At 46.4% G+C, this 26,300-nt stretch carries 27 protein-coding genes; 14 read left to right on the top strand and 13 right to left on the bottom strand.

Features of this window, described 5'->3' with window-relative positions:
• Together AC5JL3_RS10585 and AC5JL3_RS10580 are read right to left on the bottom strand one after the other, a co-directional pair.
• A partial coding sequence (locus AC5JL3_RS10585) for an FAD-binding protein (protein ID WP_496074453.1) occupies positions 1–91 on the bottom strand: 91 nt, incomplete at its 3' end.
• Between the two features lie 241 nt (positions 92–332).
• Positions 333–929, bottom strand: a complete 597-nt coding sequence (locus AC5JL3_RS10580) for a Uma2 family endonuclease (protein WP_496074451.1) — start codon at positions 927–929, stop codon at positions 333–335.
• Positions 930–1,097: 168 nt separating this feature from the next.
• Between AC5JL3_RS10580 and AC5JL3_RS10575 the strand changes: the two genes are divergently transcribed.
• The 3 genes from AC5JL3_RS10575 (at position 1,098) to AC5JL3_RS10565 (ending at position 5,004) form a co-directional block, all read left to right on the top strand.
• Positions 1,098–4,343, top strand: a complete 3,246-nt coding sequence (locus AC5JL3_RS10575) for an NACHT domain-containing protein (RefSeq protein ID WP_496074450.1) — start codon at positions 1,098–1,100, stop codon at positions 4,341–4,343.
• A 61-nt stretch (positions 4,344–4,404) separates the two neighbouring features.
• Positions 4,405–4,635: a DUF433 domain-containing protein gene (locus tag AC5JL3_RS10570; RefSeq protein ID WP_496074449.1), complete on the top strand. Its 231-nt coding sequence runs from the start codon at positions 4,405–4,407 to the stop codon at positions 4,633–4,635.
• Between the two features lie 6 nt (positions 4,636–4,641).
• The gene (locus AC5JL3_RS10565; RefSeq protein ID WP_496074448.1) at positions 4,642–5,004 is read left to right on the top strand and encodes a DUF5615 family PIN-like protein; all 363 of its coding nucleotides are present in this window, start codon (positions 4,642–4,644) and stop codon (positions 5,002–5,004) included.
• Positions 5,005–5,055: 51 nt separating this feature from the next.
• Here the strand turns inward: AC5JL3_RS10565 and AC5JL3_RS10560 are convergent, their stop codons facing one another.
• Positions 5,056–5,217 (bottom strand): hypothetical protein, encoded by a 162-nt coding sequence (locus tag AC5JL3_RS10560; RefSeq protein ID WP_496074447.1) that lies wholly within the window; start codon positions 5,215–5,217, stop codon positions 5,056–5,058.
• Between the two features lie 116 nt (positions 5,218–5,333).
• Between AC5JL3_RS10560 and AC5JL3_RS10555 the strand changes: the two genes are divergently transcribed.
• On the top strand, positions 5,334–6,692 hold the full coding sequence (locus AC5JL3_RS10555) for a TrpB-like pyridoxal phosphate-dependent enzyme (protein WP_496074446.1): 1,359 nt from the start codon (positions 5,334–5,336) through the stop codon (positions 6,690–6,692).
• A 45-nt stretch (positions 6,693–6,737) separates the two neighbouring features.
• Entirely contained in the window at positions 6,738–7,355 is a 618-nt protein-coding gene (locus tag AC5JL3_RS10550; RefSeq protein ID WP_496074445.1) for an alpha-ketoglutarate-dependent dioxygenase AlkB family protein, read from the top strand.
• 87 nt (positions 7,356–7,442) lie between these two features.
• Here the strand turns inward: AC5JL3_RS10550 and cobN are convergent, their stop codons facing one another.
• Positions 7,443–11,465, bottom strand: coding sequence for a cobaltochelatase subunit CobN (cobN, locus tag AC5JL3_RS10545; protein WP_496074444.1), 4,023 nt, complete (start codon positions 11,463–11,465; stop codon positions 7,443–7,445).
• On the opposite strand from cobN, the gene AC5JL3_RS10540 reads away from it, so the two are divergent.
• The 3 genes from AC5JL3_RS10540 to AC5JL3_RS10530 all read left to right on the top strand — a co-directional run bounded on the left by AC5JL3_RS10540 (position 11,464) and on the right by AC5JL3_RS10530 (position 14,589).
• Positions 11,464–11,586: a hypothetical protein gene (locus AC5JL3_RS10540; RefSeq protein WP_496074443.1), complete on the top strand. Its 123-nt coding sequence runs from the start codon at positions 11,464–11,466 to the stop codon at positions 11,584–11,586. The genes cobN and AC5JL3_RS10540 overlap by 2 nt on opposite strands.
• Positions 11,587–11,750: 164 nt before the next feature.
• Complete coding sequence (locus AC5JL3_RS10535) at positions 11,751–14,111, top strand: hybrid sensor histidine kinase/response regulator (protein WP_496074442.1); 2,361 nt, start codon at positions 11,751–11,753, stop codon at positions 14,109–14,111.
• Positions 14,112–14,340: 229 nt separating this feature from the next.
• Positions 14,341–14,589, top strand: coding sequence for a hypothetical protein (locus AC5JL3_RS10530; RefSeq protein ID WP_496074441.1), 249 nt, complete (start codon positions 14,341–14,343; stop codon positions 14,587–14,589).
• Between the two features lie 53 nt (positions 14,590–14,642).
• On the opposite strand, the gene AC5JL3_RS10525 is transcribed toward AC5JL3_RS10530, so the two are convergent.
• Positions 14,643–15,248 carry a YdcF family protein gene (locus AC5JL3_RS10525; protein WP_496074440.1) on the bottom strand — a complete coding sequence of 202 codons (606 nt, stop codon included), beginning with the start codon at positions 15,246–15,248 and terminating at the stop codon, positions 14,643–14,645.
• An 87-nt stretch (positions 15,249–15,335) separates the two neighbouring features.
• Here AC5JL3_RS10525 and AC5JL3_RS10520 point away from each other — a divergent pair, with 87 nt between their 5' ends.
• Together AC5JL3_RS10520 and ndk are read left to right on the top strand one after the other, a co-directional pair.
• Positions 15,336–16,478 (top strand): D-alanine--D-alanine ligase family protein, encoded by a 1,143-nt coding sequence (locus tag AC5JL3_RS10520; protein WP_496074439.1) that lies wholly within the window; start codon positions 15,336–15,338, stop codon positions 16,476–16,478.
• Positions 16,479–16,877: 399 nt separating this feature from the next.
• The gene (gene ndk / locus AC5JL3_RS10515) at positions 16,878–17,327 is read left to right on the top strand and encodes a nucleoside-diphosphate kinase (protein WP_496074438.1); all 450 of its coding nucleotides are present in this window, start codon (positions 16,878–16,880) and stop codon (positions 17,325–17,327) included.
• Between the two features lie 135 nt (positions 17,328–17,462).
• Here ndk and AC5JL3_RS10510 read toward each other — a convergent pair whose 3' ends face one another.
• Entirely contained in the window at positions 17,463–18,257 is a 795-nt protein-coding gene (locus tag AC5JL3_RS10510) for a hypothetical protein (RefSeq protein ID WP_496074437.1), read from the bottom strand.
• Between the two features lie 409 nt (positions 18,258–18,666).
• On the opposite strand from AC5JL3_RS10510, the gene AC5JL3_RS10505 reads away from it, so the two are divergent.
• Positions 18,667–20,523: a hypothetical protein gene (locus tag AC5JL3_RS10505; protein ID WP_496074436.1), complete on the top strand. Its 1,857-nt coding sequence runs from the start codon at positions 18,667–18,669 to the stop codon at positions 20,521–20,523.
• A 55-nt stretch (positions 20,524–20,578) separates the two neighbouring features.
• On the opposite strand, the gene ilvC is transcribed toward AC5JL3_RS10505, so the two are convergent.
• Positions 20,579–21,577 carry a ketol-acid reductoisomerase gene (gene ilvC / locus AC5JL3_RS10500; protein WP_496074435.1) on the bottom strand — a complete coding sequence of 333 codons (999 nt, stop codon included), beginning with the start codon at positions 21,575–21,577 and terminating at the stop codon, positions 20,579–20,581.
• 280 nt (positions 21,578–21,857) lie between these two features.
• Between ilvC and AC5JL3_RS10495 the strand changes: the two genes are divergently transcribed.
• Positions 21,858–22,592: a LuxR C-terminal-related transcriptional regulator gene (locus tag AC5JL3_RS10495; protein WP_496074434.1), complete on the top strand. Its 735-nt coding sequence runs from the start codon at positions 21,858–21,860 to the stop codon at positions 22,590–22,592.
• 43 nt (positions 22,593–22,635) lie between these two features.
• Here AC5JL3_RS10495 and AC5JL3_RS10490 read toward each other — a convergent pair whose 3' ends face one another.
• Positions 22,636–22,989, bottom strand: coding sequence for a hypothetical protein (locus AC5JL3_RS10490; RefSeq protein WP_496074433.1), 354 nt, complete (start codon positions 22,987–22,989; stop codon positions 22,636–22,638).
• Between the two features lie 174 nt (positions 22,990–23,163).
• A complete protein-coding gene (locus AC5JL3_RS10485) occupies positions 23,164–23,463 on the bottom strand; it encodes a hypothetical protein (protein ID WP_496074432.1) in 300 nt (99 codons plus the stop codon).
• A gap of 197 nt (positions 23,464–23,660) precedes the next feature.
• On the opposite strand from AC5JL3_RS10485, the gene AC5JL3_RS10480 reads away from it, so the two are divergent.
• Entirely contained in the window at positions 23,661–23,894 is a 234-nt protein-coding gene (locus AC5JL3_RS10480; RefSeq protein ID WP_496074431.1) for a helix-turn-helix transcriptional regulator, read from the top strand.
• Positions 23,895–23,960: 66 nt separating this feature from the next.
• Here AC5JL3_RS10480 and AC5JL3_RS10475 read toward each other — a convergent pair whose 3' ends face one another.
• The 3 genes from AC5JL3_RS10475 to AC5JL3_RS10465 form a co-directional block, all read right to left on the bottom strand.
• The gene (locus AC5JL3_RS10475; protein ID WP_496074430.1) at positions 23,961–24,356 is read right to left on the bottom strand and encodes a type II toxin-antitoxin system VapC family toxin; all 396 of its coding nucleotides are present in this window, start codon (positions 24,354–24,356) and stop codon (positions 23,961–23,963) included.
• An 8-nt stretch (positions 24,357–24,364) separates the two neighbouring features.
• The gene (locus tag AC5JL3_RS10470; protein ID WP_496074429.1) at positions 24,365–24,634 is read right to left on the bottom strand and encodes a type II toxin-antitoxin system Phd/YefM family antitoxin; all 270 of its coding nucleotides are present in this window, start codon (positions 24,632–24,634) and stop codon (positions 24,365–24,367) included.
• A 275-nt stretch (positions 24,635–24,909) separates the two neighbouring features.
• Positions 24,910–25,191 carry a hypothetical protein gene (locus AC5JL3_RS10465; RefSeq protein ID WP_496074428.1) on the bottom strand — a complete coding sequence of 94 codons (282 nt, stop codon included), beginning with the start codon at positions 25,189–25,191 and terminating at the stop codon, positions 24,910–24,912.
• 241 nt (positions 25,192–25,432) lie between these two features.
• Here AC5JL3_RS10465 and AC5JL3_RS10460 point away from each other — a divergent pair, with 241 nt between their 5' ends.
• The gene (locus AC5JL3_RS10460) at positions 25,433–25,687 is read left to right on the top strand and encodes a hypothetical protein (protein ID WP_496074427.1); all 255 of its coding nucleotides are present in this window, start codon (positions 25,433–25,435) and stop codon (positions 25,685–25,687) included.
• Between the two features lie 94 nt (positions 25,688–25,781).
• Here the strand turns inward: AC5JL3_RS10460 and AC5JL3_RS10455 are convergent, their stop codons facing one another.
• Positions 25,782–26,249, bottom strand: a complete 468-nt coding sequence (locus AC5JL3_RS10455) for a MarR family winged helix-turn-helix transcriptional regulator (protein WP_496074426.1) — start codon at positions 26,247–26,249, stop codon at positions 25,782–25,784.
• Between the last annotated feature and the right edge of the window lie 51 nt (positions 26,250–26,300).

Genomic DNA, 26,300 nt, shown 5'->3' with positions numbered 1-26,300 from the left:
TTTCTGCGATCGTCACCTGATGCCCCTGTGCCTGTAGTCGGATGGCAGCCGATAGCCCACCAAAGCCACTTCCAATTACAACAATCTTCATGAAACGCTCTCAAATCCTGCCAGATTTATTAAATCAGAAGGAGCTTGACTGATATCTTGCGCCAAGCCCTCAGAATGGAATTCTGGGGCTATACAAACCAAGTCAGCCTGCGCGAACTAACAGAAAATCAAGGGTTTTGTAACCTGCGGAGGCAGGTTTTGTTTGTATAGCTGCGGTTTCAACCGCCAAGTGCAAGCACTAACATTACCAAATATCAGAGCTGCGATCACTAGCTCGCCTGCTATTTCTGGAGCGCCTGTTGAAAGGTCTTGATAGCATCAACGTGATTCACCATATTGATGCAACGTAACAACAAATCCAGATCGATCCCTTTGATTTCCTCACTACTGGAAATCTTTTCGTAGTCAAGAGTGTTGCCCTCTCCCCGCAGGTGATAAATCTCTAGCACTCCGTCTTCCCAGAACCACACCTCAGGAATCTTCAGCCGCTTGTATGACTCCAGTTTGTTAATGCCGCCAGTGGTAAACACCACTTCGAGCGCTAAATCGGGACGCACTCGACCAGGGGCAAGTTTATAGGATTCATCCGCCTCTCGCTTGACGGCTCCAGCTTCACTTTCTAGGGTCATGGAGCCAGTCGGGGTGAAGTCAAACCCTGCCATGAGCAAGTACAATTCCACCAATGCACCGATCCTTTCCTTTATTGCTTGGTGGGGTTCTCCTGGCATCCGTCGAATCTCTAGTACTCCATCCAGGAAGGAAAGTCGATATCCTGGACGGTCTAACAATTGCTCAACTGCTTTGAACTCTCTCCAGGTCAATCCCTCAAACAGGAAGGGTTCTTCCCTTTTGGGTGTTGCTATCATTGCCGTGGTCATAAGAGTCTCTGGTCTGTTTCCTTTCTTAGGAGTGATTTGGTTTGGATGGCGATCGCTTCATTTCCTTGAGGTCACAAACCAGTATAGATCTACTAGAGAAAGCCTTTAAAGACGTAATTCATCGCTAAGGTAGTAGAAACGCATCCGATAGATTATCCAGATAGAGAAATGAGTGGAAGTGGTGGAGGCAGTGGGTATAACTTTCAAGCACGGGCAATAGCCTATGTCGGAGCGCATATCCTAGCTCAACGCCGATTGGACTGGATTGATCACTCGATTCCTGACATTCCGGTAGCTGTGGCTACTGAGACGGGGGGACCTGGAGATGATATACAAGTTACACTGCAAGATGGTGTCAAGCTTGAAATTCAAGCCAAAAAGGGACTCAGGTACGACCAGAAATTTTGGGATGCCCTTCTCCGATTAGCTTCCGGTCTTACAAAAGAACCATTCTTACATGGTGTACTGCTAATTGACCCTAAAGCAACCGGAAAAATCAAAAATGAATTGCGTGAAGATTTTAGGACTCTAGGGGTGAATGGGTCGGGCAACCTGAAGCAACTAACACAAGAAGTTATTGCAAGGTTTCACCAAGAGGGTATTCAGGTCAATTCTGAACTGTTCAGGCGATTTAAAATCATTCAGGCTGACTTTCAAGATAGTTCTCCAGAGGTTAAATTTGCCTCTGAATTACTTTCTAAAGTAGTACATGATGGCAATCAAGCAAAGAATGCTTGGAAAGTTTTGGATAGTGATGGGCACGAACTTATTGAACTGACAGGAAAGCGTGATGCAGTTGCTTTAGCAAGGCTTTTGACTAATGTACCTATTGAGTTATCTGAAACAGCAGACAATCCAATTATTGTTGCTGAACTTTATAGGGAATGGTTGAATAGAATCACTGCTTACTTTACAGTTTTAGGATTTGGCACAGAATTATCAGTTGAAAGTGCCTGGATTCATCTCCAAGCTTCAAATCATAAAAACAATGACCAAGCATTTAATGCTGATTACATTCCTCATGCCTATCACCGAGTTGTTGTGACAGGCAAATCAGGAGCAGGAAAAAGCACTTTTCTCCAGCGAGTAGCTCATCGTCTCTCTAATTCAGATAAGCGGGTTCTCTGGATTCGTCTTCCTCGTGTTGCTAAATACTTTGAACAAGGCAAACCCTTTGCAGAAGCCATATTGATTGACGCGGCTGAGAATTCTGGCGTTGAGATAAGCCAGCTTAAGAGGGTTCTTGCCAATCCTGATTATCTACTAGCCGATGGTCTTGATGAATGTGATGTTTCTCAGCTAGGAAGCATAGCACAACAACTGGTGAGTTGGTCAAGCGGTCACTCTGACACGAAGATTATTGCCACCACTCGCCCTGATAATCACAATGCAGCATCATTCCCTGAATGGGAACATGTAACACTTCTGCCACTCGCATCACAGGATATCAAGAAAAACACTCGACAACTGCTAGAAGCCCGATTCAATGACGCGAGCCAGATTGAAAACCAGTTAGCCTCGTTTGAGCAACGATTAAAGGTTAATAGAACAGCCTCGCTAGCTGCTCAAAATCCATTATTGCTGGGATTCCTGATTCAATTATCAACTAATGATGTTGAGTTATCTCAGCACCGATCAGGATTGTATGAAAGCATCATTGAGTTGTCTCACAAGCAATCTCCTCTCAATCGAAAGTTCAATGTTGAGCTTGAGCCTCATATTGCTTTTTGTGTTATTGAAATAACAGGATGGATTCTCCAAAATTCACCAGAAATTTCCGAACGTAAGTTAGTTGAAAAGCTAGGTAAAGAACTGGCTGATGAACTAGATTGCAAACTGCTAACTGCACAAGGGGAAGCTCAAAAAGGACTTGACTTCTGGAAAGAACGACGTATTGTTGAGTGTCTGCAAATGGGACACCAAAATGTATTTACATTTGTCCACTTATCTTTGCAGGAATACGCAGCGGGGAAATATGCTGCCTCTTTAATCCTTCAGAAACTACATGAATGGTTGACGCAAGTCAGACAAGAACCAAAGTGGAAAGAAGTGATTTTATTTGCTGCTGGTGCAGGTGCAGCAGAGCAAATCGTTACTCATCTACTTTCCCTGGATGATTCAGGTGAATCAACATCAATAGAACTGATTCTAGCTGCCGAAGCTCTAGCAGAAGTTAGTAAACCATCACTTGAACTTTTGAAGGAAGTAGTGAAGCGACTTCAGTTACGGCTAGCATCATCATTACCTGATGTAGTGTTTGAAGCTGCCGAAGCGCTTTCTTTGCTTGTATTTCAGGCTCCTAATATAATTGGAACTATTGCACAATCACTCTTCAACCACACTCCGCTTTGGACACGTTTGTCAGCAATGAAGCTTGCAATAGACTGTGGTGAGAGTTATGTAAATCTGGAAGTTTTGACCGATTTACTTGACGATATTATTGCTGAACCTGCACAAGCTTCAGGCATTTTCTATAAGCCTAGAAAGAGAACATATAGAAACTGGAACTTTCAAAATCAAATTGCGTGCCAAGGCTTTCAAATACTGCTCAAGAACAAACCCGATTTGAGCGTAGCCAACCAAATCTATAACTTTATCTCTAAAGGAAGATTGAGCGGCAACACTCAGCAAGTACTCACAAAGCTTTTATCTGATATTTTGCCAGAAAAATTAGAAAACAAGGATTCACAAGAATCTAAAGGGTGGAGCCTTATCTGCTTGAAGTTAATTCGACCTGTTTTAGCGGAAAACAAACCAAACCCAAAGAAGTTGTTAGAGGATTTAAGGCAGAGAGAAAAAGCAAAACTTGCTGATCAGGTTTTCCTGGAAGCCATTGTTCATGTGGCTAATAGTAATTCGGAAGACTTGCCATCAGAGGAACAATCGAGGGAGTTAATTGCTTTAGGCATCCTTTATTCAGGAATGGGTTGGCGGGAGATTGCAACTACTGATTGGGATGTTTTGAGCGAACGTCAAGATCTAGATGCTGTTGAAGCCGTACTTAAAGGCATGATCGCTGCATTGGATATCAATATTCGAGAAATTACAATAGATGCACTATGGATTTTAAGCAAAATAAAATCTTTTGCTTCTTATGATTTGGATGCTATTGAAGTCGAATTAAACAAACAAGATACAGAGGATACAAGTCAGGGATATGAATGGGCTTTAGAGCAACTTCTTGAAATCAGAATTAATGATAAATATCGTTATATTGGTCATCATATTCCTAAAGTATTCGTTAATCCTAAGTGGGAAAGTTCTAAGAAAATCAGGCTTGATACAGAAAAGCTGATCCGCGCTCTAGAACATCCATCTGAAGGAATCCGGTGTAGTGCCGCATTGCTGTTATTAAATGGTGCTGGAGGAGATGAAGCTGCCGATCTAGTTCAGAAACTCCTAGAGGATGGCTAGTAAACGCTTTATTGTTTAACCCCGCGTCTTGTGAATACCTCAATCCAAATTCTAATATCAAATGAACAACTGGCAAGAACACATCACTATTAACCCCAACATCTGTCACGGTAAACCCTGCATTACCGGAACCCGCATCATGGTATCTGTCATTCTCGATAATCTGGCAGATGGCATGACTCCTGATGAAATTGTGGCAGATTATCCACCGCTAACATTACCAAATATCAGAGCTGCGATCGCCTATGCTGCTGCACTGGCAAGGGAAGAGGAATTGTTACCCTTACGTTAAAAAACAATGCTCATCAAATTGGATGAAAACATGAGCAACACTCATGCAGAATTTCTGCGCCAAATGGGGCATGAGTGCGATAGAGTCACTGATGAAGGTCTTTCTGGTGAAACAGACGAAATCGTTTGGCAACAAGCCTGTCAGGAACAGCGATTTTTCATCACGCTTGACCTGGATTTTTCCGATGTTCGCCGTTTCCCGCCGGGAACCCATCCGGGAATTCTGTTATTGCGTCCTCGGAGTCGTAGCCGACAAGCTGTTCTGGATTTACTGACTCGTATTCTTAACGACTATCCTCTAGAATCTCTGCAAGGATGCCTGGTAGTTGCAGACGAAGCACAAACAAGAATTCGTCGTCCACCTGAATAAGCTCTCTTCTAGCCTAGAACTTGAGCGATTCTGTCGGAAGCTCCGTTCAATTTACAACACTTCCTTGCCCAAGGTCTTACTCAGAGGCGCGATCGCATAGCGCCCGCCTCCTGGAATCGGCGACAATATAGCAGTTCTCCGTTGCGTGAAGTACACAGCGAAAAACCTAACCCCCAACCCCTTCCCTATTCCGGGAAGGGGAGTAAGAATCAAAGCCTCTCTCCGACAAGGAGAGAGGTTTGGAGAGAGGTCAGAGTGTACCGTATCCAACCGAGAAGGGCTATAGAAGCCGCAACTCAAGAAAGCCGCAACTTTCCCTAGAACCCCGAATGGACACCATCAAATACCTCCTGTCGGAAGACCAAATGCCCACTGCCTGGTATAACATTCAGGCGGATTTGTCCACGCCTCTACCCCCCGTTCTCCATCCCGGCACCGGGCAACCGATCGCTCCCGATGACCTGGCTCCCCTCTTTCCCATGAGCCTGATTGAACAGGAAGTCAGCCAAGAGCGTTGGATTGAGATTCCTGACGAGGTTCAGTCCATCTACCGTCAATGGCGACCAACACCGCTTTATCGGGCACGCCGACTAGAGAAAGCCCTTGATACTCCTGCCAAGATTTACTACAAATACGAAGGCGTTAGCCCTGCTGGAAGCCACAAACCAAATACAGCCGTTGCCCAGGCGTACTATAACAAGCAAGCAGGCGTAAAGCGACTGACCACGGAAACCGGAGCCGGACAGTGGGGTTCCTCACTCGCGTTTGCCGGGGCACTGTTCGGGCTGGAAGTGTTGGTCTATATGGTGAAAGTCAGCTACAACCAAAAGCCGTACCGTCGAGCGTTGATGGAAACGTATGGAGCCAGAGTCGTTGCCAGTCCCAGTGAAGAAACCCAGGCAGGGCGCTCAGTTCGACGCGCGTATCCCAACAGCACAGGTAGCTTGGGCATCGCTATCAGTGAAGCGGTAGAAGTTGCCGCCGGGGATGAGGGAAGCAAGTACGCTTTGGGCAGTGTCCTCAACCATGTTTTGCTGCACCAGACGGTGATTGGACTCGAAGCCTTGGCACAGCTAGAAATGGCAGGAGATTATCCAGATATTGTCGTTGGTTGTACAGGTGGGGGCAGCAACTTGGCCGGAATCGCCTTTCCGTTTCTGGGCGCAAAGCTACGCGGTGAGCGAGAGGTTGAGATTATTGCTGTGGAACCCGCCGCCTGTCCAACTCTAACTCGTGGCAAGTACGCCTATGATTTCGGCGATACGGCTCACCTGACTCCACTAGTAAAGATGCATACCTTGGGAAGCACATTTGTACCGGAAGGCATTCATGCGGGTGGTCTACGCTATCACGGGATGGCTCCCCTCGTTAGCCATGTGGTGAACCTGGGACTCGCACAACCCCGATCTGAATATCAGTTAGGTTGTTTCGCCGCAGGGTTGACCTTTGCTCGTGCCGAAGGGATTCTTCCGGCTCCAGAAGCCAACCATGCCGTTAAGGGAGCGATCGACGAGGCATTGAAATGCAAAGAGTCTGGCGAGAGCAAGGTGATTTTGTTTAACCTTTGCGGTCATGGGCACTTTGATATGCAGGCATACATGGACTATCAGGTAGGGAAACTGGTAGATACTGAGTACAGTGCAGAGGAAGTAGCGATGGCTCTGGCAGGATTACCTGTTGTCGGTTAGGGCTTTGGGAGCTGATTTCTTGCCGCCCTCAGTTTTGTTTCTATTATGCTCACTGTCCCTCTGCAACTGCCTGACTCAGATATCGTGTTCTACCCGTCTCTGCTGGATGGGCAGGAAAGCGATCGCTTTTTCACACAACTGACTGAAGCGATCGACTGGCGACAGGACTGGATTACTATCTATGGGCGTTCAATGCCTCAACCCAGACTGACAGCTTGGTATGGCGATCACGGTAAATCCTACACTTACTCTGGCATCACGATGCACCCCTCTCCCTGGACAGGCACAGTACTTGACCTCAAGGCAAAGGCTGAAGAGGTTTCTGGTGTGGTGTTCAACAGTGTGTTGCTCAATCTCTACCGAGATGGCAACGACAGTATGGGGTGGCACAGCGATGATGAACCTGAGCTAGGGCCGGGTCCAGTCATTGGTTCTGTGAGTTTGGGCGGAACACGGCGCTTCATGCTCCGCCACCGAGCCGAGAAAGGCTTGAAGCATCAACTGAAGTTAACCTCTGGTAGTTTCTTGTTGATGCAGGGGACAACGCAGCACTACTGGCAGCATCAAATTCCTAAAACTAAACGTCCGGTTCCTCCCCGGATTAATTTGACCTTTCGAGTAATTAACCACTCAACGAGCATGAGCCTCACTGATTCACTTTGACAAGTTGATTCAGCAGAATACTAGCTATGAGGCTGACTGTGTATTAACAAATAACAAACAACAAACTGTATTGTTCAACACAGGATTCTAGTTGCCAAGCCCACCTTCTATAATTGCTTCAGCTTGGAGAATAAGCGATCGCAACTCTTCCACTGTCTCGTTCTTCACCTCCTTCCACAACCCTCGCTGATTTGCTTCTAGTAACCGTTCTGCCATATCTCGTAATGCCCAAGGATTCTTTTGTTGAATAAAGTCTTGCACCACTGGGTTGAATAGATACGCTTCGGCTACACCTTGATACATATGATCTTCCACACAATTTGCCGTAGCATCATAGGCGAATAAATAATCAACGGTTGCTGCCATTTCAAAAGCACCTTTGTAGCCGTGCCGCATCACTCCCTCAATCCACTTAGGATTCACAACACGAGAACGGTACACCCGCGCAATTTCTTCTTGTAAGTGCCGAACTTTCGGGTTTTCAGGAATCGAGTTATCACCAAAATAAGTTTGAGGATTTTTACCCGTCAAAGCCCGTATCGCTACGGTTAAACCACCCTGAAACTGGTAATAATCATCAGAATCTAACAAGTCATGTTCGCGATTATCTTGATTGTGCAGGACAACTTGCATCTGCTGGAGGCGTTGCTCAAAAGCTTCGGGTGCAGCAACGCCTTCACCCCTTCCTTGGGAAGGAACAGGAGGGGTACTAGTGTAGGCATAGCTACTCCAATTGATATAAGCACGAGCAAGGTCTTGCTCCGAAGTCCAATTTTGCGCTTCAATCAAACCTTGTAACCCAGCACCATAAGCACCAGGCTTAGAGCCAAAGATACGATAACGCGATCGCATTTGTGCCTCTTCTTTACTTAACCCTGCTGCTTCCCACTGCTGTTGTTCCTGTTGAACTTGTGACGCTAGAGGATTTTGCTCTGGTGGTTCATCCAGCACTGCAACTGCCGCCACAGCTTGGTCAAATAAATCAATCAAATTCGGAAAAGCATCGCGGAAAAAACCAGAAATCCGCAGCGTCACATCCACACGAGGACGCCCTAACACCGACACAGGCAAGATTTCAAAATCTACCACCCGACGCGATGGATAATCCCACACTGGCTGAACACCCAATAAAGCAAGCGCTTGAGCCAAATCATCGCCACCAGTACGCATGGTAGAGGTTCCCCAAACTGAAAGCCCTAGCGTTTTCGGATATTCTCCATTCTCTTGCGTATAGCGCTCAATTAAAACGGACGCCGCCTTACGTCCCACATCCCACGCCGTCTCCGTAGGGATAGCACGAATATCAACAGAATAAAAGTTGCGTCCTGTCGGTAAAACTTCCGGGCGTCCTCGCGTCGGTGCGCCAGAGGGGCCACTTTCCACATAGCGCCCATCCAGTCCCCGCAATAATTGGGTAAGTTCTTGATTAGTTTGTTGAAGTGCAGGAAGCAAGCGATCGCGTATCCAATCTAATTCTTGTTTTGTTTGTTGTTGGTTGTTGGTTATTGGTTGGTTGTTATTGGTAAGCAGTTGTTCAACTAGGGTTGCAGCTTGCTGTTCGAGTACCTCAACAATGTCACCAATCGTGCGACAATCTTTGCCATTAACCACAGACTGCAAATCATTTAGCATTGACAAATCAGCCGTGAGAGGGTCAAGGTTCAACCCCCAATCCTTAGCAAGGGCACGAGTTAGACCAAGACGACCCTTTCCAGGATGACGTGCGATTGCAACAATCAAATCTCGTAATTGCCGCCCCTCTGGACATTGCCCAAAAATATGTAAACCATCTCGAATCTGAGCCTCCTTCAACTCACAAAGATAGCCCTCAGCTCGGCTAAGGAACCTTATAACATTCTCCCCTCTGCAACCCTTAGCCTTAGCCTCACCCATAACCCCCTTATTCTCCAGCCCCAAATCTATGCGACTTACAGACGAACCTACCTTGTGCGGGGGGTCTGGGGGAGACACTTGTCCCCCAGTGGGGGGAACCTCCCCCCAATCCGGGTTTTCTCCAAATAAACTCTGAATTGCACTATCAGATTGAAAAACTTCTAATCCCAAATCACGGTGGAGATTTTCTTGGACAACTAGCCGAACAATGCGATCGCCAATTAAAGACAACCGAGAAGGATCTAAACTCTGAGCCTCATAATACTCATCAATTAACCCCTCCAACTTTTGCAAAGAACCATACAACTCAGCACGAGTCATCGGTGGTGTCAAGTGGTCAATAATCACAGCTTGCGATCGACGCTTAGCTTGAGAACCCTCACCAGGGTCATTAACAATAAAAGGATACAGATGCGGCATTGCACCCAAAGCAACTTCTGGATAACAACTACCCGATAACGCCACACTCTTACCCGGTAACCACTCCAGATTCCCATGTTTCCCAACATGCACCACAGCCTGAGCGCCAAAATGTTGTCGTAACCAGTAGTAGAACGCGAGATAAGCATGGGTTGGTTCTAAATCCGGTGCGTGATAATTCAAACTAGGGTCGATATCATACCCTCGTGATGGCTGAATGCCCACAAATACATTGCCCAGTTGAATTCCAGCAATTGGGAAGGGAACACGGGGATTTTCAGTCCCCTGCTCAAAAACTCCCCAGCGATCGCATATTCCCTTCTGAACCTCCGGCGGCAACGTCTCAAAATACTCCTGATACTCTTTCCAAGACAACTGCTGCTGTACTACTCGCAACTCCCGCCCTTCCGGGTCATTCGTTACCCCAGCCGTTAGCCGCCTAATCAACTCATCCCCAGTTTTTGGTATGTCTTCAACCTGATAACCCGCCTCCTCCAACGCCTTGAGAATCTCAATACAACTAGCAGGCGTATCCAGTCCAACACCATTAGCAAGGCGTCCATCACGATTCGGATAGTTTGCCAAAATCAAAGCAACATGGCGTTCAGAAGTTGGAGTTTGGCGTAGTTTTATCCAGTTTGCTGCTAAATCAGCGACAAAATTAATGCGATCGCGCACAGGCTCATAAACCACAACATCCGTTTCCAGTAACGGGTTCCAGGTTTGAACAGACTTAAACGAAACCGCGCGACTAATGATTCTCCCATCCACCTCTGGCAGCGCCACATTCATAGCCGTATCCCGTGGTGTCAACCCCTGAAACTGCTCAGACCATTGTTCCACCGTGCCGCCACTCAGAATAACCTGCAACACAGGCACATCCAGACGAGTCCACAACTCCAACTGCGGAGTCTCCGCCTCCAACTTGGCAACCGAGAAACTCGTTGTATTGAGCAACAGCCCAATCCCCAAACCCTCTTTAGGCTGGAAATACGGCAACAACTCCGTCTGCACATCAGAGTCACGCAAAGACGAGACAAACACCGGAACAGGTTCCAATTGTCGTTCAGCTAACGTTTGACACAAAGCATCAATCGGCGCAGTATTCCCCGCTAGGTAATGAGCGCGGTAGAACAAGATACCAATCTTTGGGAATTGGGAATTGGGAATTGGGAATTGGGAATATAAAGAAGTACTTAAAAATCCTCCTCGCTCCCCCTGCTCCCCCTGCTCTCTCGGCTCCCCAGCCCAGGAATAAACTCCAACACGAGGAACAGCTTGTGGCAATTCTGGCTCATACGCTTCCCCCAGACAGACATCAGCAACAAATTTGAGAGCATTCACAAAATTCTCAACACCACCTTCTGTAAAGTAGCGCCAGAGTTGGTTAACTGCTGTAAGTGCGAGAGTTGAGTGGCTAGTTAAATTTGGGTCAGGGCGGTCATCTCCAGGCAACACCACCAAAGCTGCACCCGTTTGTTGTACTGTCTCCTGTACAACTTCTAATCCATAAGACCAGTAGGAACGTCCCCCTAAGAGCCGTAGAATAATAATCTGGGCAGAAGCCAAGACAGTTTCGGCATAAGTATCAATAGTCAGTTGCTGCTGCAATTGCAAGAGGTTAACCACCCGTACTGCTGGGAACCCGGTTGGCAGTTGAGCGATTGATGCTGCCAGAGTCTGAATATCTGTATCAGCAGCCGTCAAAAAAACGATAGGTGCTGGTGTCTGTTCAATAAAAACAACGCCTTCGACTTGAGGGTTCCATCCTCCTGGCGTTGCGGCAATACGATGCATGGCTTTGTCCTCTAGTTTTTCTGATGGCGACCCAACTTTTCAACTCATTCCTGGTTACAGCGAGATGTTGGAGATGAAGATTGAAGAATATATCATGACTGAGTTGCTACGTCTTAGATAGCATCAACGAAGAAACCTTATTAACATCCATCATCAGATGGGTTTCTCTCAGGCTAATTGATTGAGTAGCCTGTTATAGGTGAAGCGCTGTTGCAATTTGAGATGTAGATCAAAATAATGCCTATATCAGGTAGTCCTAGATTCAGCCGAAATCTACCCCTGACTATGTTTGAGCGACTGCAACAGCTATTACAGTTGTGGAGTTCAACATTAGGGGAAGGGGTTGTCGTTTTAACACACAAGGAACTCTCTAGTACAGTAGTTGCTCCAGAGAATCAGGCACAACGCTTTACTGTTGTAGTCTCTAAAAAATTTAGTACGTTATTGTTGGGAACGCCACAATCAAAGCTATTAAATGGCAATGGGGCAACAGCACTGTACCAGGTTGGGTTGACATTCGAGCCAGATGCGATCGCTTCTTTCTTGACTCAGTTAGCTCATCAGCTAGAAAACGCTTCCGATACCCTCAAATTAGCTAGCATTACCCAAGCCTCCATTCAACCCAACGATGCCGCAACTCAAAGTGAATTTACACTCGCATTACTAGAACTACTCTCCTCAGAAGAAAGCCACCATCCAGTACCGCAAAACTCAGCTAATTCAAGGGTTTATGCCTGTCAGCCTGTCGTAGAAAAGGCATTGCGCCATCAGGTTGAACAGGAACGATTACTTCATCAAGTCACCACTCAAATCCGTCAGAGTCTAGAGTTACCCGTCATCCTCAAAACAGCCGTTGAGCAAGTACGGCATTTCCTACAAGTAGACCGATTAGTAATTTACCAATTTGACTTCCCACCTCCTGAAGAGAAGTCTGAATTTAGAGGGTCTAGTATTGACCTTGATGTTGAAGAAAAGATATTGCAGACAGATAGCAGTGGTAAAGAAATTGCTCCCTCGGCTATCACAACTGAGTCATCACCATTACCCCTCGCCTCTAAACTGAACTGGGGGTGCGTTACTTATGAAGCTAGAGCCTCCGACAGTATCCTCTCGGTGCTGAATTTGGTTGAAGAGCAAGACTGCTCAATTCATGTACCAAACTGTCGAGAGCGATACCGTCAAGGGCTAACTGTTGCCATTGATGATGTTGAAAGTGCCTATGCTGCATCTCCTTGCTTACTGAACATGCTGGAACAGATGCAGGTGCGAGCCAAATTAATTGCCCCAATTGTTGTTCAAAACAACCTGTGGGGGTTACTGATTGCTCATCAGTGTATTGAGCCGCGCTATTGGCAAGACAGTGAAAAAATGTTTCTCAGGCAGATTGCAGAACACCTGACTGTCGCCATCTACCAAGCTCAGTTATATGCTCAGTTGCAACAACAAAAAACCACTCTCGAACAACGAGTGATTGAGCGCACACAGGAACTCCGGGATACGCTACAAGCGGCACAAGCAGCAAGCCGCGCCAAAAGTGAATTCTTAGCGGCGATGAGTCATGAGTTACGAACCCCTCTTACTTGTGTGATTGGAATGTCTGCCACGTTGTTGCGTTGGTCTTTTGGACAGGAAGGAGAACGAACTGTACCAGTGGTTAAGCAACGGCGTTATTTACAAACCATCCAGGAGAGTGGAGAACACCTCTTGGAACTGATCAACGATATTCTAGATTTGTCTCAAGTTGAGGCAGGAAAGGCGGTTTTAAATATTAGTGAGTTCTCTCTAAGTAAGCTGACACACCAGACATTAGGAGCTTTACAGGAAAAAGCACTGCTTCGAGACTTGAACTTGGAGATGGATTTTCGGGTAAAACCACAAAGCGATCGCTTTTGTGCTGACCAACGCCGAGTTAGACAAATCCTCTTTAATCTCTTGGGTAATGCCGTCAAATTTACCCCGGAAGGTGGGCAAGTCACACTACGAGTCTGGCGAGAAAATAACTTAGCCGTTTTTCAAGTTGAAGACACGGGTATTGGGATTGCGGATGATCAGTTACCACTTTTATTCCAAAAGTTTCAGCAGCTAGAGTCTGTATATCACCGCAGTTACGAAGGGACAGGTTTAGGTTTAGCGTTGACGAAACAGCTAGTCGAACTACACGGAGGTCGAATTGAAGTTGAATCGGTTGTCAATGAGGGTTCCGTATTTACCGTTTGGTTACCCACACAACCTATTCCCTCCACCACTTCTGCCAAAGCAACGGTCAAGAACAACTCCAAGCCCCAAGGAAGTATTGTTTTGGTCGAAAACCATGAGGAGACTGCCACACCAATTTGCGAAGCCCTCACAACCGCAGGATATCAAGTTGTTTGGCTTATTGATGGTTCCACAGCTATTGATCAAATTAAACTGCTCCAGCCGAGAGCTGTGATTGTTGATTGGCAGTTGCCAGGAGTCGATGGTTATGAGATGGTCTACTCCCTCCGTAACTCACCCACAACCCAACAAATTAAAATTCTTGCCTTAACGACTCCTATACCGACAGATCAGGAATACGAACTGAGATCTGAGGTGGATGATTATTTGCCCAAGCCCATAGAAACCGTACAGTTATTGGACAAAATTACAGCGTTGATGGAAAATTAACGACACTCTATTTTTTTAAGATTTATGCAAATTGCTCGTTTAAACACAAACGCTATTCGTAGTAATACGGGGGGCAGTGCTCACCCTACTTCTTAGAGGTTCTGCGTAAGTCCTGTCTATCTCAAGCTTTCACCTGAACAGGTGAGCCAATCAGTGGAAGTTAAAGCCTTGAATTTTTGTGTATCTTATAAAGATATGTAAAGATTCTGACAGACACGAGGTAGTTAGAATGCTGGTGTCATTATTGATCAGTTTGGCGATCGCAACATTTGCGATTTACGTTAGTTTCAATGCTAGGGATGAAATTGTGCAGATAGGAGCAGCAATCGTTGCTATACTCTGTCTGTTCTTAAGCCTTATCTTTGCTCCAACGCTCATCAAACTCCTGATTGTCGTTGCACTCCTTCTCAGTGGCAAACCCACGATTAACACTCAAGGGAACAATGAGATCGGGTTAAACAGCAAATCAGTTTATTGAGCTGAATGCTTTGAAGCGTCCTTTCATCGGCTTATCTCAACCAAAAACTGGATCTAAATTCTGAAGAGTTGATAGACAAAGTAGAAATATGTTTCCCTCGCCAGAAACGACATTTGGCTCTTGAAGCTGCGATATCGAGTAGTTGGTGTGGGAGAAGGGTAAGCATCTATACCTAAATCTCGTGCCATTAATACGGCTCGCTTCATGTGCAAGGGGTCGCTGACAATGAGAATTCGCCTCAATTGATGTGTGGCAGCGACTTGACTAGCGTAGTAGAGATTCTGCCGAGTTGTTCTTGATTTTGTTTCGGTCAAAATATCCTCTGCATCAACACCTTGCGCGATCGCATAACGTTTAGCGACAATCGCTTCGGCAGGTTCGCTACTATCGCCTTTTCCACCTGTAAAAATAAGCCGTTGAATATCATTGCGCTTATAGAGAGTAATCCCGTGATTAATCCGTTCTCGAAAGACAGGGGAGGGATTATCTCCCCAAGCCGCTGCTCCCAGTACAATTGCCGCATCAGCCGGAACTTTCGAGGGAGTGTTTCCATAGAGATAAATGCTTAATGCTGAGTATCCAATCACGACGAAGAGCATGGATATTAAGCCAAGCAATGTGAGAGCAAGCCACCGTTTCTTAAGGGGATAACGTAGCACTTAAAAAGTGTTGTTGAGTTGAGTGTCGTTGAAATCTGCTAGCTATGATAGGCTATCTGCGATGAGGAGTGCTGGGAGAAGTGAGTAATGACAAAAATGCGTGTTGGGCTGTTGTTTGGTGGTTGTTCAGGCGAACACGAAGTATCGATTAGTTCAGCAAGGGCGATCGCAAAAGCCCTAAGTGCAGACCAAAATCTTGACAACTACGAACTGTTGCCCGTTTATATCCAAAAAGATGGCTTCTGGCAATCAGGAGACGTTGCCCAACAAGTACTGGAATCTGGAAAGGCTCTACAGTTAGAGGGCGAAAACGAAGTTTATCTTCCTTCGTCAACAACTGATGCTCAGGCGCTAGCCAAGCAGACTGAAACCTTACCATCAACCACAGGCTTTTCTAAATTAAAGCAAGCGAGTCAGAATGCAAGCTGGTCAGAGGTGGATGTTTGGTTTCCCATCCTCCACGGGCCTAATGGTGAAGATGGTACAGTTCAAGGCTTGCTGAAATTAATGCAAGTTCCCTTTGTGGGTTCTGGAGTCTTAGGCTCAGCTATGGGTATGGATAAAATTGCCATGAAAATGGCGTTTGCTCATGCTGGGTTACCTCAGGTGAACTACATGGCAGTTAACCGTTCGCAAATCTGGTCGAGTCCTTGTGTGTTCCCCAAGCTTTGTGACCAGATTGAGCAAACATTAGGGTATCCCTGTTTTGTCAAACCCGCGAATTTGGGTTCTTCTGTAGGGATTGCGAAAGTGCGATCGCGATCGGAATTAGAAGCCGCTTTGGATAATGCTGCAAGCTACGACCGACGATTGATTGTAGAAGCAGGCGTTGTCGCACGGGAAGTTGAGTGTGCTGTCTTAGGTAATGACCAACCGAAAGCCTCCGTTGTTGGAGAGATTACCTATAAAAGTGATTTTTACGACTATGAAACCAAATACACAGAGGGTCAAGCGGGTTGGCTAATTCCAGCACCACTACCCGATACCGTGACTAGCCAAATACAGGAGATGTCACTTCAGGCATTTGCGGCTGTTGATGCGGCTGGATTGGCGCGAGTAGACTTTTTCTATGTTGAAGCCACAGGAGAAGTCTTTATCAATGAAATCAACACACTACCTGGCTTTACAGCAACAAGTATGTATCCGCAATTATGGGCAGCAACGGGTGTTCCCTTCCCAGAACTGGTTGACCAATTGATTAAGCTAGCAGTGGAACGGCACAACTGTTGAGTTAAGCGCTGTTAGGGAAAAGGTTTTTCCTTTTCCCTTTCACCTTTCGCCTATGAGAGCTGAACGCTGACGGCTGAAAGCTGACTGCTGCTTGCTATAGTTCACGACTTTTTCACATTGCGTCATTACGCTTTAGATATGAGTGTAGAATTCGTCGATTTGCCCTCTTGCTGTCTCAGGGGGCATTTTATTGGGAATTTTCTATTTTTCTATAAATTTATGGCAGTAGCCACGGATGTTAAGACATTAACGGAAGCCAAGGAACATAGCTAGAGGCGATTTGACCCAAAGCTGACCGCTCTTAAGCTGACTGCTAATTGCTATAAGTGTTGGGCTGTTGGCAGCGTTGTAGTCTAATCTGGGTTTGGTAATCCGTTGAAAAACCTTTAGGAGGGAAACTTGGAACGGACATTTCTCATGGTCAAGCCAGATGGTGTACAGCGCAACCTTGTGGGTGAAGTCATTCGCCGTCTTGAGTCAAAAGGCTTTACGCTGGTTGGGCTAAAGCTGATGAATGTCAGCCGTGAACTTGCTGAAAAGCACTACGACGTTCATAAAGAAAGACCATTTTTTTCTGGACTTGTCGATTTCATCACCTCTGGTCCCGTGGTAGCAACCGTTTGGGAAGGAGACGGTGTTATCGCCTCAGCAAGAAAGATTATTGGAGCAACCAATCCTCTCAACGCTGAACCAGGAACCATTCGCGGTGATTATGGTGTAAGCATTGGTCGCAACCTAATCCACGGTTCAGACGCTCCAGAGACAGCGCAGTACGAGATTAACCTCTGGTTTACACAAGAGGAACTCGTGAGCTGGCAACCTACTTTAACACCCTGGTTGTACGAGTAGTAAGCAAAAACACTAAGCTGTTGTCGTTTTAGTGGCGAGAGGATGGCGGACAATATGGGAGGCTCGATGCCTCCTATATTTCTAAACACAACGCTGATTGCAGTGATGAGGTTTAATCAATGAGGAAGGCTCTTACTAGTATTTACAGTCCTCACCGTACAAAGTCTTTTGGGAGCCATCTAGGACATAGCGCACGCACCGACTGCTTTGTGCTTGCCACTGGGTAATTGCTATCGTAGCTGCCAGTACGAGCAGCATGGTAACTCCGACAGTGTTCGCCATTCGCTTCCCTTTGAACAAAAGGCGGTAACTCGTGCGGACAATATCAAGACCAAAGTAGGGCACCCGTAGCCGAAGTGGTGAGAATAGGGGGCGGTATAACCAGTAGTAGGCTCTCTTCAGGTTATTCCACTTTGAGCAGGTCTCTTTATGGAGGAAGTCTGAGACATCCACAACCAATCCCTTACCTTCCAGCATCATTACATTGCGACCGTGGACATCATGGGGATAGAGACCACGCCCACGCGCATAGTCTAAAGCCTGATCGATGTCCTGTATGACCCGCTCTGGGATTCGTAGTCCAAGATGTAGGCAGTCGTAGAGGGTTACTCCCTCCAGCCGTTTTAGGACTAGAAAGTTCTCGCCAGCGTACAGGCACTCGGAGAATGCCGGGTGAGAACCCAAGCGGAGGTAGACTTCCAACTCCTCCTCGAAGCCTGGACGACCAAGCGCGTAGATCTTCACCACCTGGAGAGGGTGGTCAGGATGATAGACCACTGCGGCATAGTTCCCTGTTCCGAGTAGCTGCCAAGGAGAGGGAATTTTGTGGACTTCCACCGGATTGTGGGCAGTAATGCTCTCGATTCGCAGACCGGGAAGTAGTTCTTGGTGGATACTCTCGATCAGCCGATTCATGGGTGAGCTATCCATATTAGGTTCTCAAAGGGAATCAAAATGCCTCTGCACCTACTCCATTCGGTGCGTCATAGGCACTGCATTTGTCTTCAAGTTACACGTTTACGATTTCGGAAAGCGCTCAGTTGCGAAATCTTAAGTGAAGTTATTGAATCTATAAGCTACGGAGAGATGGCAAACGCAAACTAGACTAGGTGAGAGAGATACTTGAAAGCCCCAAATATCATAAAAGACGCTGTGAGCAGTTGGAATGACGATTCTGATAGCGTCACATACCTTCAGAGATTTACGGAATTTTGGATTTCAGTAGGAATGATGGAACAAGGCTATCTGGTGGACAGTACTCCCCTTACAGGAAGGTTACCGTTGCCTTAGCTGCTCTTCAATCTTTTTGTTAACTGTGGGTAATCTGGAGATATTTCCCATGCAACTCAATTGGCTAGACCGTATCGGTGACTGGAATCCGCAACTGTTTCGGGAATTAAAAGGTCGCCTAAATCTGCGAAATGTAGCGATCGCACTGGTGATGTCACTGGTTTGCCAGATGCTCTTTTTCCTAACTTGGTCAGGGCAGGTTCCGAGTGAAAACATGCACATCTCTGACCCTTACTGCAAGGTACAAGCCACTTATTTCTCTTATCAACAGCAAGATCAGAAACTGCAAGCTCAATACAGACAGCTACAAAATCAATTCAACCACTACACTACGCCGCAACACTACAACCCCGAAAAAATCCAAGAACTTAAACAAGAGATAGAAGTACATAAGGGGAAAGTCAAAGACATACAACTTAAATACAATGGCGATTGCCCTAAAGATGCGATTGATGTAGAGAAGTGGTGGACAGACCACTATGCCCAGATGTTTACAGGGCTATGTGTGATGCTGACGCTTGCTCTGTTAGTGGTGGGTTGCTATATGCTCATCAGCGACTTGGCAGCAGAGGAACGCCGTGGCACCCTAAACTTTATCCGACTCAGCCCTCAGTCTAGCCAGAGTATTTTGAGCGGCAAAATCTTGGGAGTCCCGATTTTGCTTTATTTAGCCGCTGCACTAACGATACCCTTCCAGCTATGGTTAGGGTTCTTAGCTGAAATTCCGTTGGGTGAAGTGATCAGCTTTTGGGCAGTTCTGACTGGTAGCTGTGCATTCTTCTACAGTGCAGCCGTGTTGCTTGGCTTAGTTAGCTATTGGTTTAGTGGGTTTCAGTCTTGGTTCGGCGGTGGCGCCGTTTTAGCTTTCTTGAGTTTTATCAACTATAAAGCGATCGCCTATAGTCCAGCGGATTGGCTTAACTTATTTAGTCCCGTCGTTCTGCTGCCCTATTTGGTTGATAGAACGGGTTCAGCCTATACACAGCTTCCCTTCTCTCAAGGTGTCATCCAAGACTGGCAGTGGTTCTACTTCCCCTTAGGTGCATCTGGCATCAGCGTTATCATCTTTGCACTGCTTAATTATGGGGTTGGGACGTACTGGATTTGGCAAGCCCTCAATCGACGTTTCCGCAATCCCACTACTACGATGCTGAGTAAGCGGCAGAGTTATTTCCTCTCAGCTTCGTTTGCTGTAGTCACTCTAGGCTTTGCTGTTCAATCTACTGGAAAACAGCACACGCCATCGTTGCTCGATAACTTTATTACCTTGCTCTCGATGAACTGGCTGCTACTGGTTGGTTTGATTGCCGCCTTGTCACCTCACCGCCAAGCTTTGCAGGATTGGGCACGTTATCGACGCGAACGAACTTCTGGTCGTAAAGGCTTCTGGAAGTCTTCGTTGGTGCAGGATTTAATTCTTGGTGAAAAGAGTCCTGCTGTAGTTGCGATCGCAATTAATCTTGCAATCATCGCCGCTCCGGTTGCACTTTGTAGCTTGATTTTACCTGTCGGTTCTGACCGTTATACCAAACTACAACTCCTTTCGGGTTTAGTTCTAAACCTGACATTTATTTTGATCTGCGCTGCGCTTACTCAGTTGATGCTGTTGCTGAAAACCAATAAGCGGGCAATTTGGGCATCTGGAACCGTAGTCGGGATGACGCTTCTACTCCCAGCGCTTTTGGGTTTACTGTCAATTCATCCCGGTCAGAACGGTGGAGGATTGTGGTTGTTTACAAGCGCTCCGTGGGATGCTCTCAGATATGCAACTACAACATTAATTGCTCAAGTGCTTGTTGTTCAGTGGTCTATCCTGAGCTTATTGAGTTGGCGATTGACACGGCAACTGCAGCAGGCTGGAGAGTCGTCTACTAAAGCGCTGTTTGCCGCTCATCCTTCAGTTTAAGTGAATCAGTAACACGTCACGGAACGGGCGCACAACCGTGCGCCCCTACAAATCCCTACGATTTTTTCTTTAACCAGCTAAACATCGCCCGTAAATCTTTGCCAACTTCCTCAATTGGATGTTCGGCTTCCTGACGACGCATAGAGGTAAAGCCAGGTTTGCCTGCCTGGTTTTCCAACACAAATTCACGAGCAAATTGCCCAGATTGAATTTCTTGCAGAATTTTCCGCATCTCGGCACGGGTTTGATCGGTAACGATGCGAGGCCCACGGGTATAGTCGCCATACTCAGCGGTGTTGGAGATGCTGTCGCGCATCTGGGCGAGTCCACCTTCCACAACCAAGTCAACGATGAGTTTGACCTCGTGGAGACATTCAAAATAAGCTAATTCTGGTTGGTAGCCAGCATTGACGAGCGTTTCAAAGCCAGATTTGATTAATGCACTTAAGCCGCCACAGAGTACGACTTGCTCTCCAAATAAATCAGTTTCGGTTTCTTCGCGGAAGCTAGTTTCTAGGATACCTGCACGGGTTCCACCGATACCTTTAGCGTATGCCATTGCGCGATCGCGTGCTTGACCTGTTGCATCCTGATACACGGCAAATAAACACGGAACTCCTTCTCCCTGTTCATAAGTCCGGCGTACCAAATGTCCTGGGCCCTTGGGCGCAACCATCACGACATCGACTTCGGCTGGTGGGACAACTTGACCAAAGTGAATATTAAAGCCGTGGGCGAAGGCGAGTACCTTTCCTTCCTTGAGATTTGGCTCAATTTCCTCTTTGTAAACCGTTTTTTGCACTTCATCGGGTAAGAGAATCATGATGAAGTCAGCGGCGGCAGCGGCATCAGCAACCGAGTGGACTTTTAAACCTGCTTCCTCGGCTTTTTTTGCAGACTTACTGCCCGGATACAGCCCAACAATGACGTTCATGCCACTATCTTTGAGATTGAGGGCGTGAGCGTGACCTTGAGAACCGTAGCCGATGATTGCAACCGTTTTATCGGCGAGTAGGTCTAAGTTGGCATCCGTGTCGTAGTACATCCGGGCCATAGAAGCATCTCCTTCGAGCGAGCGTTGTGAGTAATTGCGAACTCTTGATTTTACCCCAAAACTTGTAGCAAGCCTTTGGTTATAGCAGTCAGCTTTCAGCAATCAGCTTTCAGTCAAGTAGGCGAAGGGAGCGAAGACTCGCTCATAGAGTCAATGTCTTAACCTAATTGGACTTGATTAGCGACAGCTATAAAAATCCTTCGTTGCCAGTGGTAGTTTATTTATCGTAGGGTTGAGTCTAAACTGTGCCTAGACCCCAAACGGGTACTCAAGAGGCTCAATGACTACTCTGCAATCTCTGTTTCATCACCTTGCGATCGCTTCTACTGAGTACGAACTGCGGTCAGTGTTCCTCGATACCGCAGGTGAACTCTTTCAAGCACAGGCTTGGGGTTTTACGCTTTTAGATCAGGACTTTCAGATCGTAGAAACCGATAAACGGGGTTTACCGGATTCATTTGTGGATTGCTACAACGAAGTGGGCATTCCAAAAGACCCGGTGATGTCTTCTGTAATTGAGCGACATGCGCCAGTACACAATCATTTAGTTCTATCTCCAGAGAACTGGAAGCGTAGTGCAATTTATCAACACGTTGCCTTGCGCTACGGCATCGAACACATCATGATGGGGCCGCTTGTTGGTGGCGGTCATCTTGTTGGAAAGGTCTATTTAATGCGTAACAGCAAGACGATGCCGTTCAGTACAGAAGACGTCAGTCGGCTTAGTGCCTTATGTACTCATTTATCAGTCTGTTTAGCCACTCTGCGTGCAAGCGCAACTACCCCTGATTCTGGGCTGGTGAAATGTCTGACTCCGCGTGAGCTACAGATTGCTGATTTGGTCGCTCAAGGGAAGAGAACTGCTGAAATTAGTACAACTTTGGGGATTACTCAGAATTCAGTGAAGCAAGCGCTAAAACGGATGTTTCTCAAGCTCGACGTTTCAACACGAGCGGAGATGGTGGCTCAACTGCAATGGGTTCCAAGTTCCCAGAGAGTGGGACTATTCCGATAAAGTTTGCACAAGTTTTAATAAGAATCCTGCGACGCTTCAGCTTCTAAGCGGCTGTGGGGAGGCATTTTGCCCAGATTTTTTTCAGGAAGGGTAGAACGGGATCGGCGTATTGAGAGTTGTGTTTTGTGCGATCGCGTTCAATTGCATTCCACAAGTATTGTAACTGTTGCTGGGTGGAGCATTTTTGCAGTTGACAGGCAATGGCGTTTTTCCATTGTTCCATCTGGCGGTAGCTGATGAATTGTCCTCCTTTGTCGAGGCAATGGACGAAGATAACGTAGAGCCAGGATTCGATTTTTATAATTAGTGATTCGGGAATTCTCAGGAATTTGGCAATTTGATGCTTGGTGATGCGGAAGTTTTGTGCAGGCTTGATGCGGCGGAATAAGACTGTCATGGTTGCTTAATTTCTTGTTGAGTTTGTTGAATAGACCTCCTGCATAAATCATGAAATGCCCCCTAAATCCCCCAAAATTGGGGGACTTCAATTCTATATTCCCCCCAGAATTGGGGGCTAGGGGGGCGAAAATTATATTCGTGCAGGAGGTCTATTCTCTTGCGGGTGAGGGCATTAATTTAAGATCTGATTTAAGTCTTCTTCTTGGTCAGTTGTGAGTTGAAGTTGTTTGTTGGGAACATCAAAGAGGACTTCAAATTCAGCAGCAGGCATGAAGCGGTTGAGAAAGCGTCGGTGGTCTTCTGCGTCTTGGCGGTGGAAGAATCTCGCCACTGTATACCGTGTCAAAATCTGGATAATAGATCTCTTGCAAAAGTCGATTTTTAGCTGTAGGGCGAAGCATTTGCGCCCAGATTTATCGGTAAAATCAGGGTTTTTATCCGCAAATGCTTCGCCCTTTTCGGATTTATGCAAGAGGTCTAATGTCTTCAGGAAAGGCGATCGCTAAAGTGAGCGCAGTGTCGCAGGACTGCGTAAAATGACAAACTGGTTAAGAAAAGGCAGCGATACCCTAGAGCGCTCTGATCAGTTCAAGGAGCGCTGCCCTTCTTTGAATATCCATGCTTAGTGTAAATTTGTTTGCGGTAATAGTCAATTGTTTTACGGAAAAGATGAAAAAGTCTGATCGATCGCCGCTAATGAGACTAAGAGTGCAGCAATTTCTCACCCAAAAGGAGTTGGCGGAGGCACTGGGCGTGACCGAGACAACCGTAAGGAATTGGGAAGCAGGACGATCGGTGCCAAAACTCACCCCTGTTCAGTACAAGACTTTGCTGGAGGTTCTGAAAATTACGTCAGATGAGTTGCCAGATCAGTTTGGCTTTCCAGATAGTCAAAATGGGTAGAGAGATGCTGTAAGTAGTGAAAGCCAATACAATTGATTGTCAACCCATCCTACGGGTTGGATAGGGTTAAGTGAATGGATTTAGCAGGGAAATGCCACAATCTTCAAAATCACGAGTGTTTCGCGTTACCAGAGTGAGTTGATGTAGATGGGCAGTAGCTGCTATCAGCATATCTGCCTGAGTGCGAGGTTTACCTTGAGTTCGTAAGCGACCCCGCAATTCGCCTGAATGATGAGCAATCTCAGCAGTAATTGGGATGATTTGGCAATAAGTTTTTAGGAATTCCTGAAACCAATTTTGTACTCTGGCATTCGGTTTTGATGCCAAACCGTAAGCAATTTCTTCTAGGGTAATTACACTTAACGAGATTGATGAAACCTGAGCGCTCCACGCTAATACCCCTGGATTAGGTTGGGGACGTGCCAGTTCGCTGATTATATTGGTATCACACAGAAATGTCACAGAGACTATTAGTCAGCAAAAGGATTGAAACGATCCTCGCGAGGAGGAATTTCTAGGGTATAGTTTTCCTCTGCACAAAGCTGACGCAATTGAGAAAAGGCATCTGCTAGAGAGGGTTTGCTCTGCTGTTGTTGCCAAGCCAGGAAATCCTGAAAGAGTTCGGCTTCCACAACGGCTGCTACCAGTTTGTCGTGATTGTAAATCAGTTGAGGTTCTGAAACAGCAGCACTCATGACTTCAGAGAATTTCTGCTGGGCTTCCTCGATTTTCCAGTTCATAGGGTTCTAATCATATCTACTATTGATTTGTAATTAAATCCTAGGTTAGATTTGGCGATCGCTTCTCAGTCTAGCTGATGTGCTTTCCTAAGATTGGCGAAGACCTGGACGAAGAAGATGAGGTTAGCGATCGCGAAGCGCTGCTGCTTACAGCCGATCACATTAATGACGCCACCTATGAGGAAGAATAGAGCTAGAGCATCGGTTCATAATGGTACGGGCAATCCTCCGGGGTTGCCTCTCAAGGGTTTGGGGCAGGCACGGAGACACTGCTCTCAGCCAGCATAGGGATTGCCTTTCGCCTCAAAAGAGACCTGGATGTTTCCTGAACTATCTCTCAGCTGACTCACTGCATCGATTAAATCTTGCAATCGCTGTTTGGCTTCATTAATAGGAATCATAGCCATCAACTTAGTAACGTTTAAACTCATTAAACTTTCATCTATTATGAGCGATCGCATTTCACCGTTGGCAAGGATAGTGATCGCTTTTTCAAGTTCCCGGATAGCTACAACCCCATCAGGAAAGATGAGGGAACACAGCCATGCCACATACAAGAGTCAATAGGTAAACTGACTTGCTCCTAACTCTCCTCCTCTCTCTGTGTTGAAGCTCCACCCTTCCTATCCTGAAGTTGGTTGAGGCGATTTTGGCGTAGGTGGGCTAAGGTCTTACCTAAAGTATATCTTCAGACACATGGCAAGTAAATTAAATATTTCTTAACTTGGTAAGGAAAGGGGCGCAAAAAAGTTAATGAGGCAACACGTAATCCTTTGAGATTGGTAGTAAAGACGAGATATGTTGAGAAAGACGACTCAAATCCCGGATAAGCAGCAGGCATTGGAACAATCTATATTCTTGGGTAAGCTCAGAAACGCCATTTGGCTTCTAGGTGTATCGTCCTGGTTATTTGGAATTACAGATAGAAGTATTGCGTCTTTTTCTGATGGATATCTTTCTGCTTCAGATATTATTCAACTGTCCACAGCCTCCTTTTTCTTTGTAAGTTGGCTGTTTTTAAAGCCGTCACGGATTGAAAACCAAAGTGAATAAGTCAGGAGACAACGCATGGCAAGTCCCATCTCCTGAATATTTGAACCAGATAAGCAAGAATAAATTGCTTATAGTTTAGGTCAGTGCCATCAACTTATGAAAGATTAGCGATCGCCTGATCAATTAACTGAGAAAGCAGTTCTCGCTCAGCTACTGAAAACCCTGCCATCGCTTGTTCCCGAATTTCTGCGGCAATGGGTGGTAGTACTGCTTCTAGCTGCTTACCCGCTTCTGTCAGCCAAATCCGCCAAATCCGTCTGTCGCGAGTATCACGTTCCCGACGCACGAGTCCGCGTTCCTCCATTCGATCTAGCACCCCGGTTAGAGTACCGCCTACTTGTTGCAATCTCTCCCCAATAGTAGAAGTTGCCAAGCCATCTTCTTCCCACAAACAGCACAGGACAACCCAGTGAAACGTAGTTAGTCCAAAGGGTTCTAATCGCTCCTGAAACGTGCGACCAAGTATTTGAGAGAGTAGTTTAATCCGATAGCCGAGGCTATGGGGAGCTAAAACTTCATCCCACTGTGCCAAATGTCTGCGATTTACAGAAGTAGAAGGCATGGAGCAACAATTATTTAGTATGCGTAACATCAGCTTAACATTTAGCGAGGA

Source organism: Symplocastrum torsivum (assembly GCF_059505465.1).
Note: the sequence above shows the minus strand (reverse complement) of the source record. Positions and strands in the feature narration are given on the sequence as shown.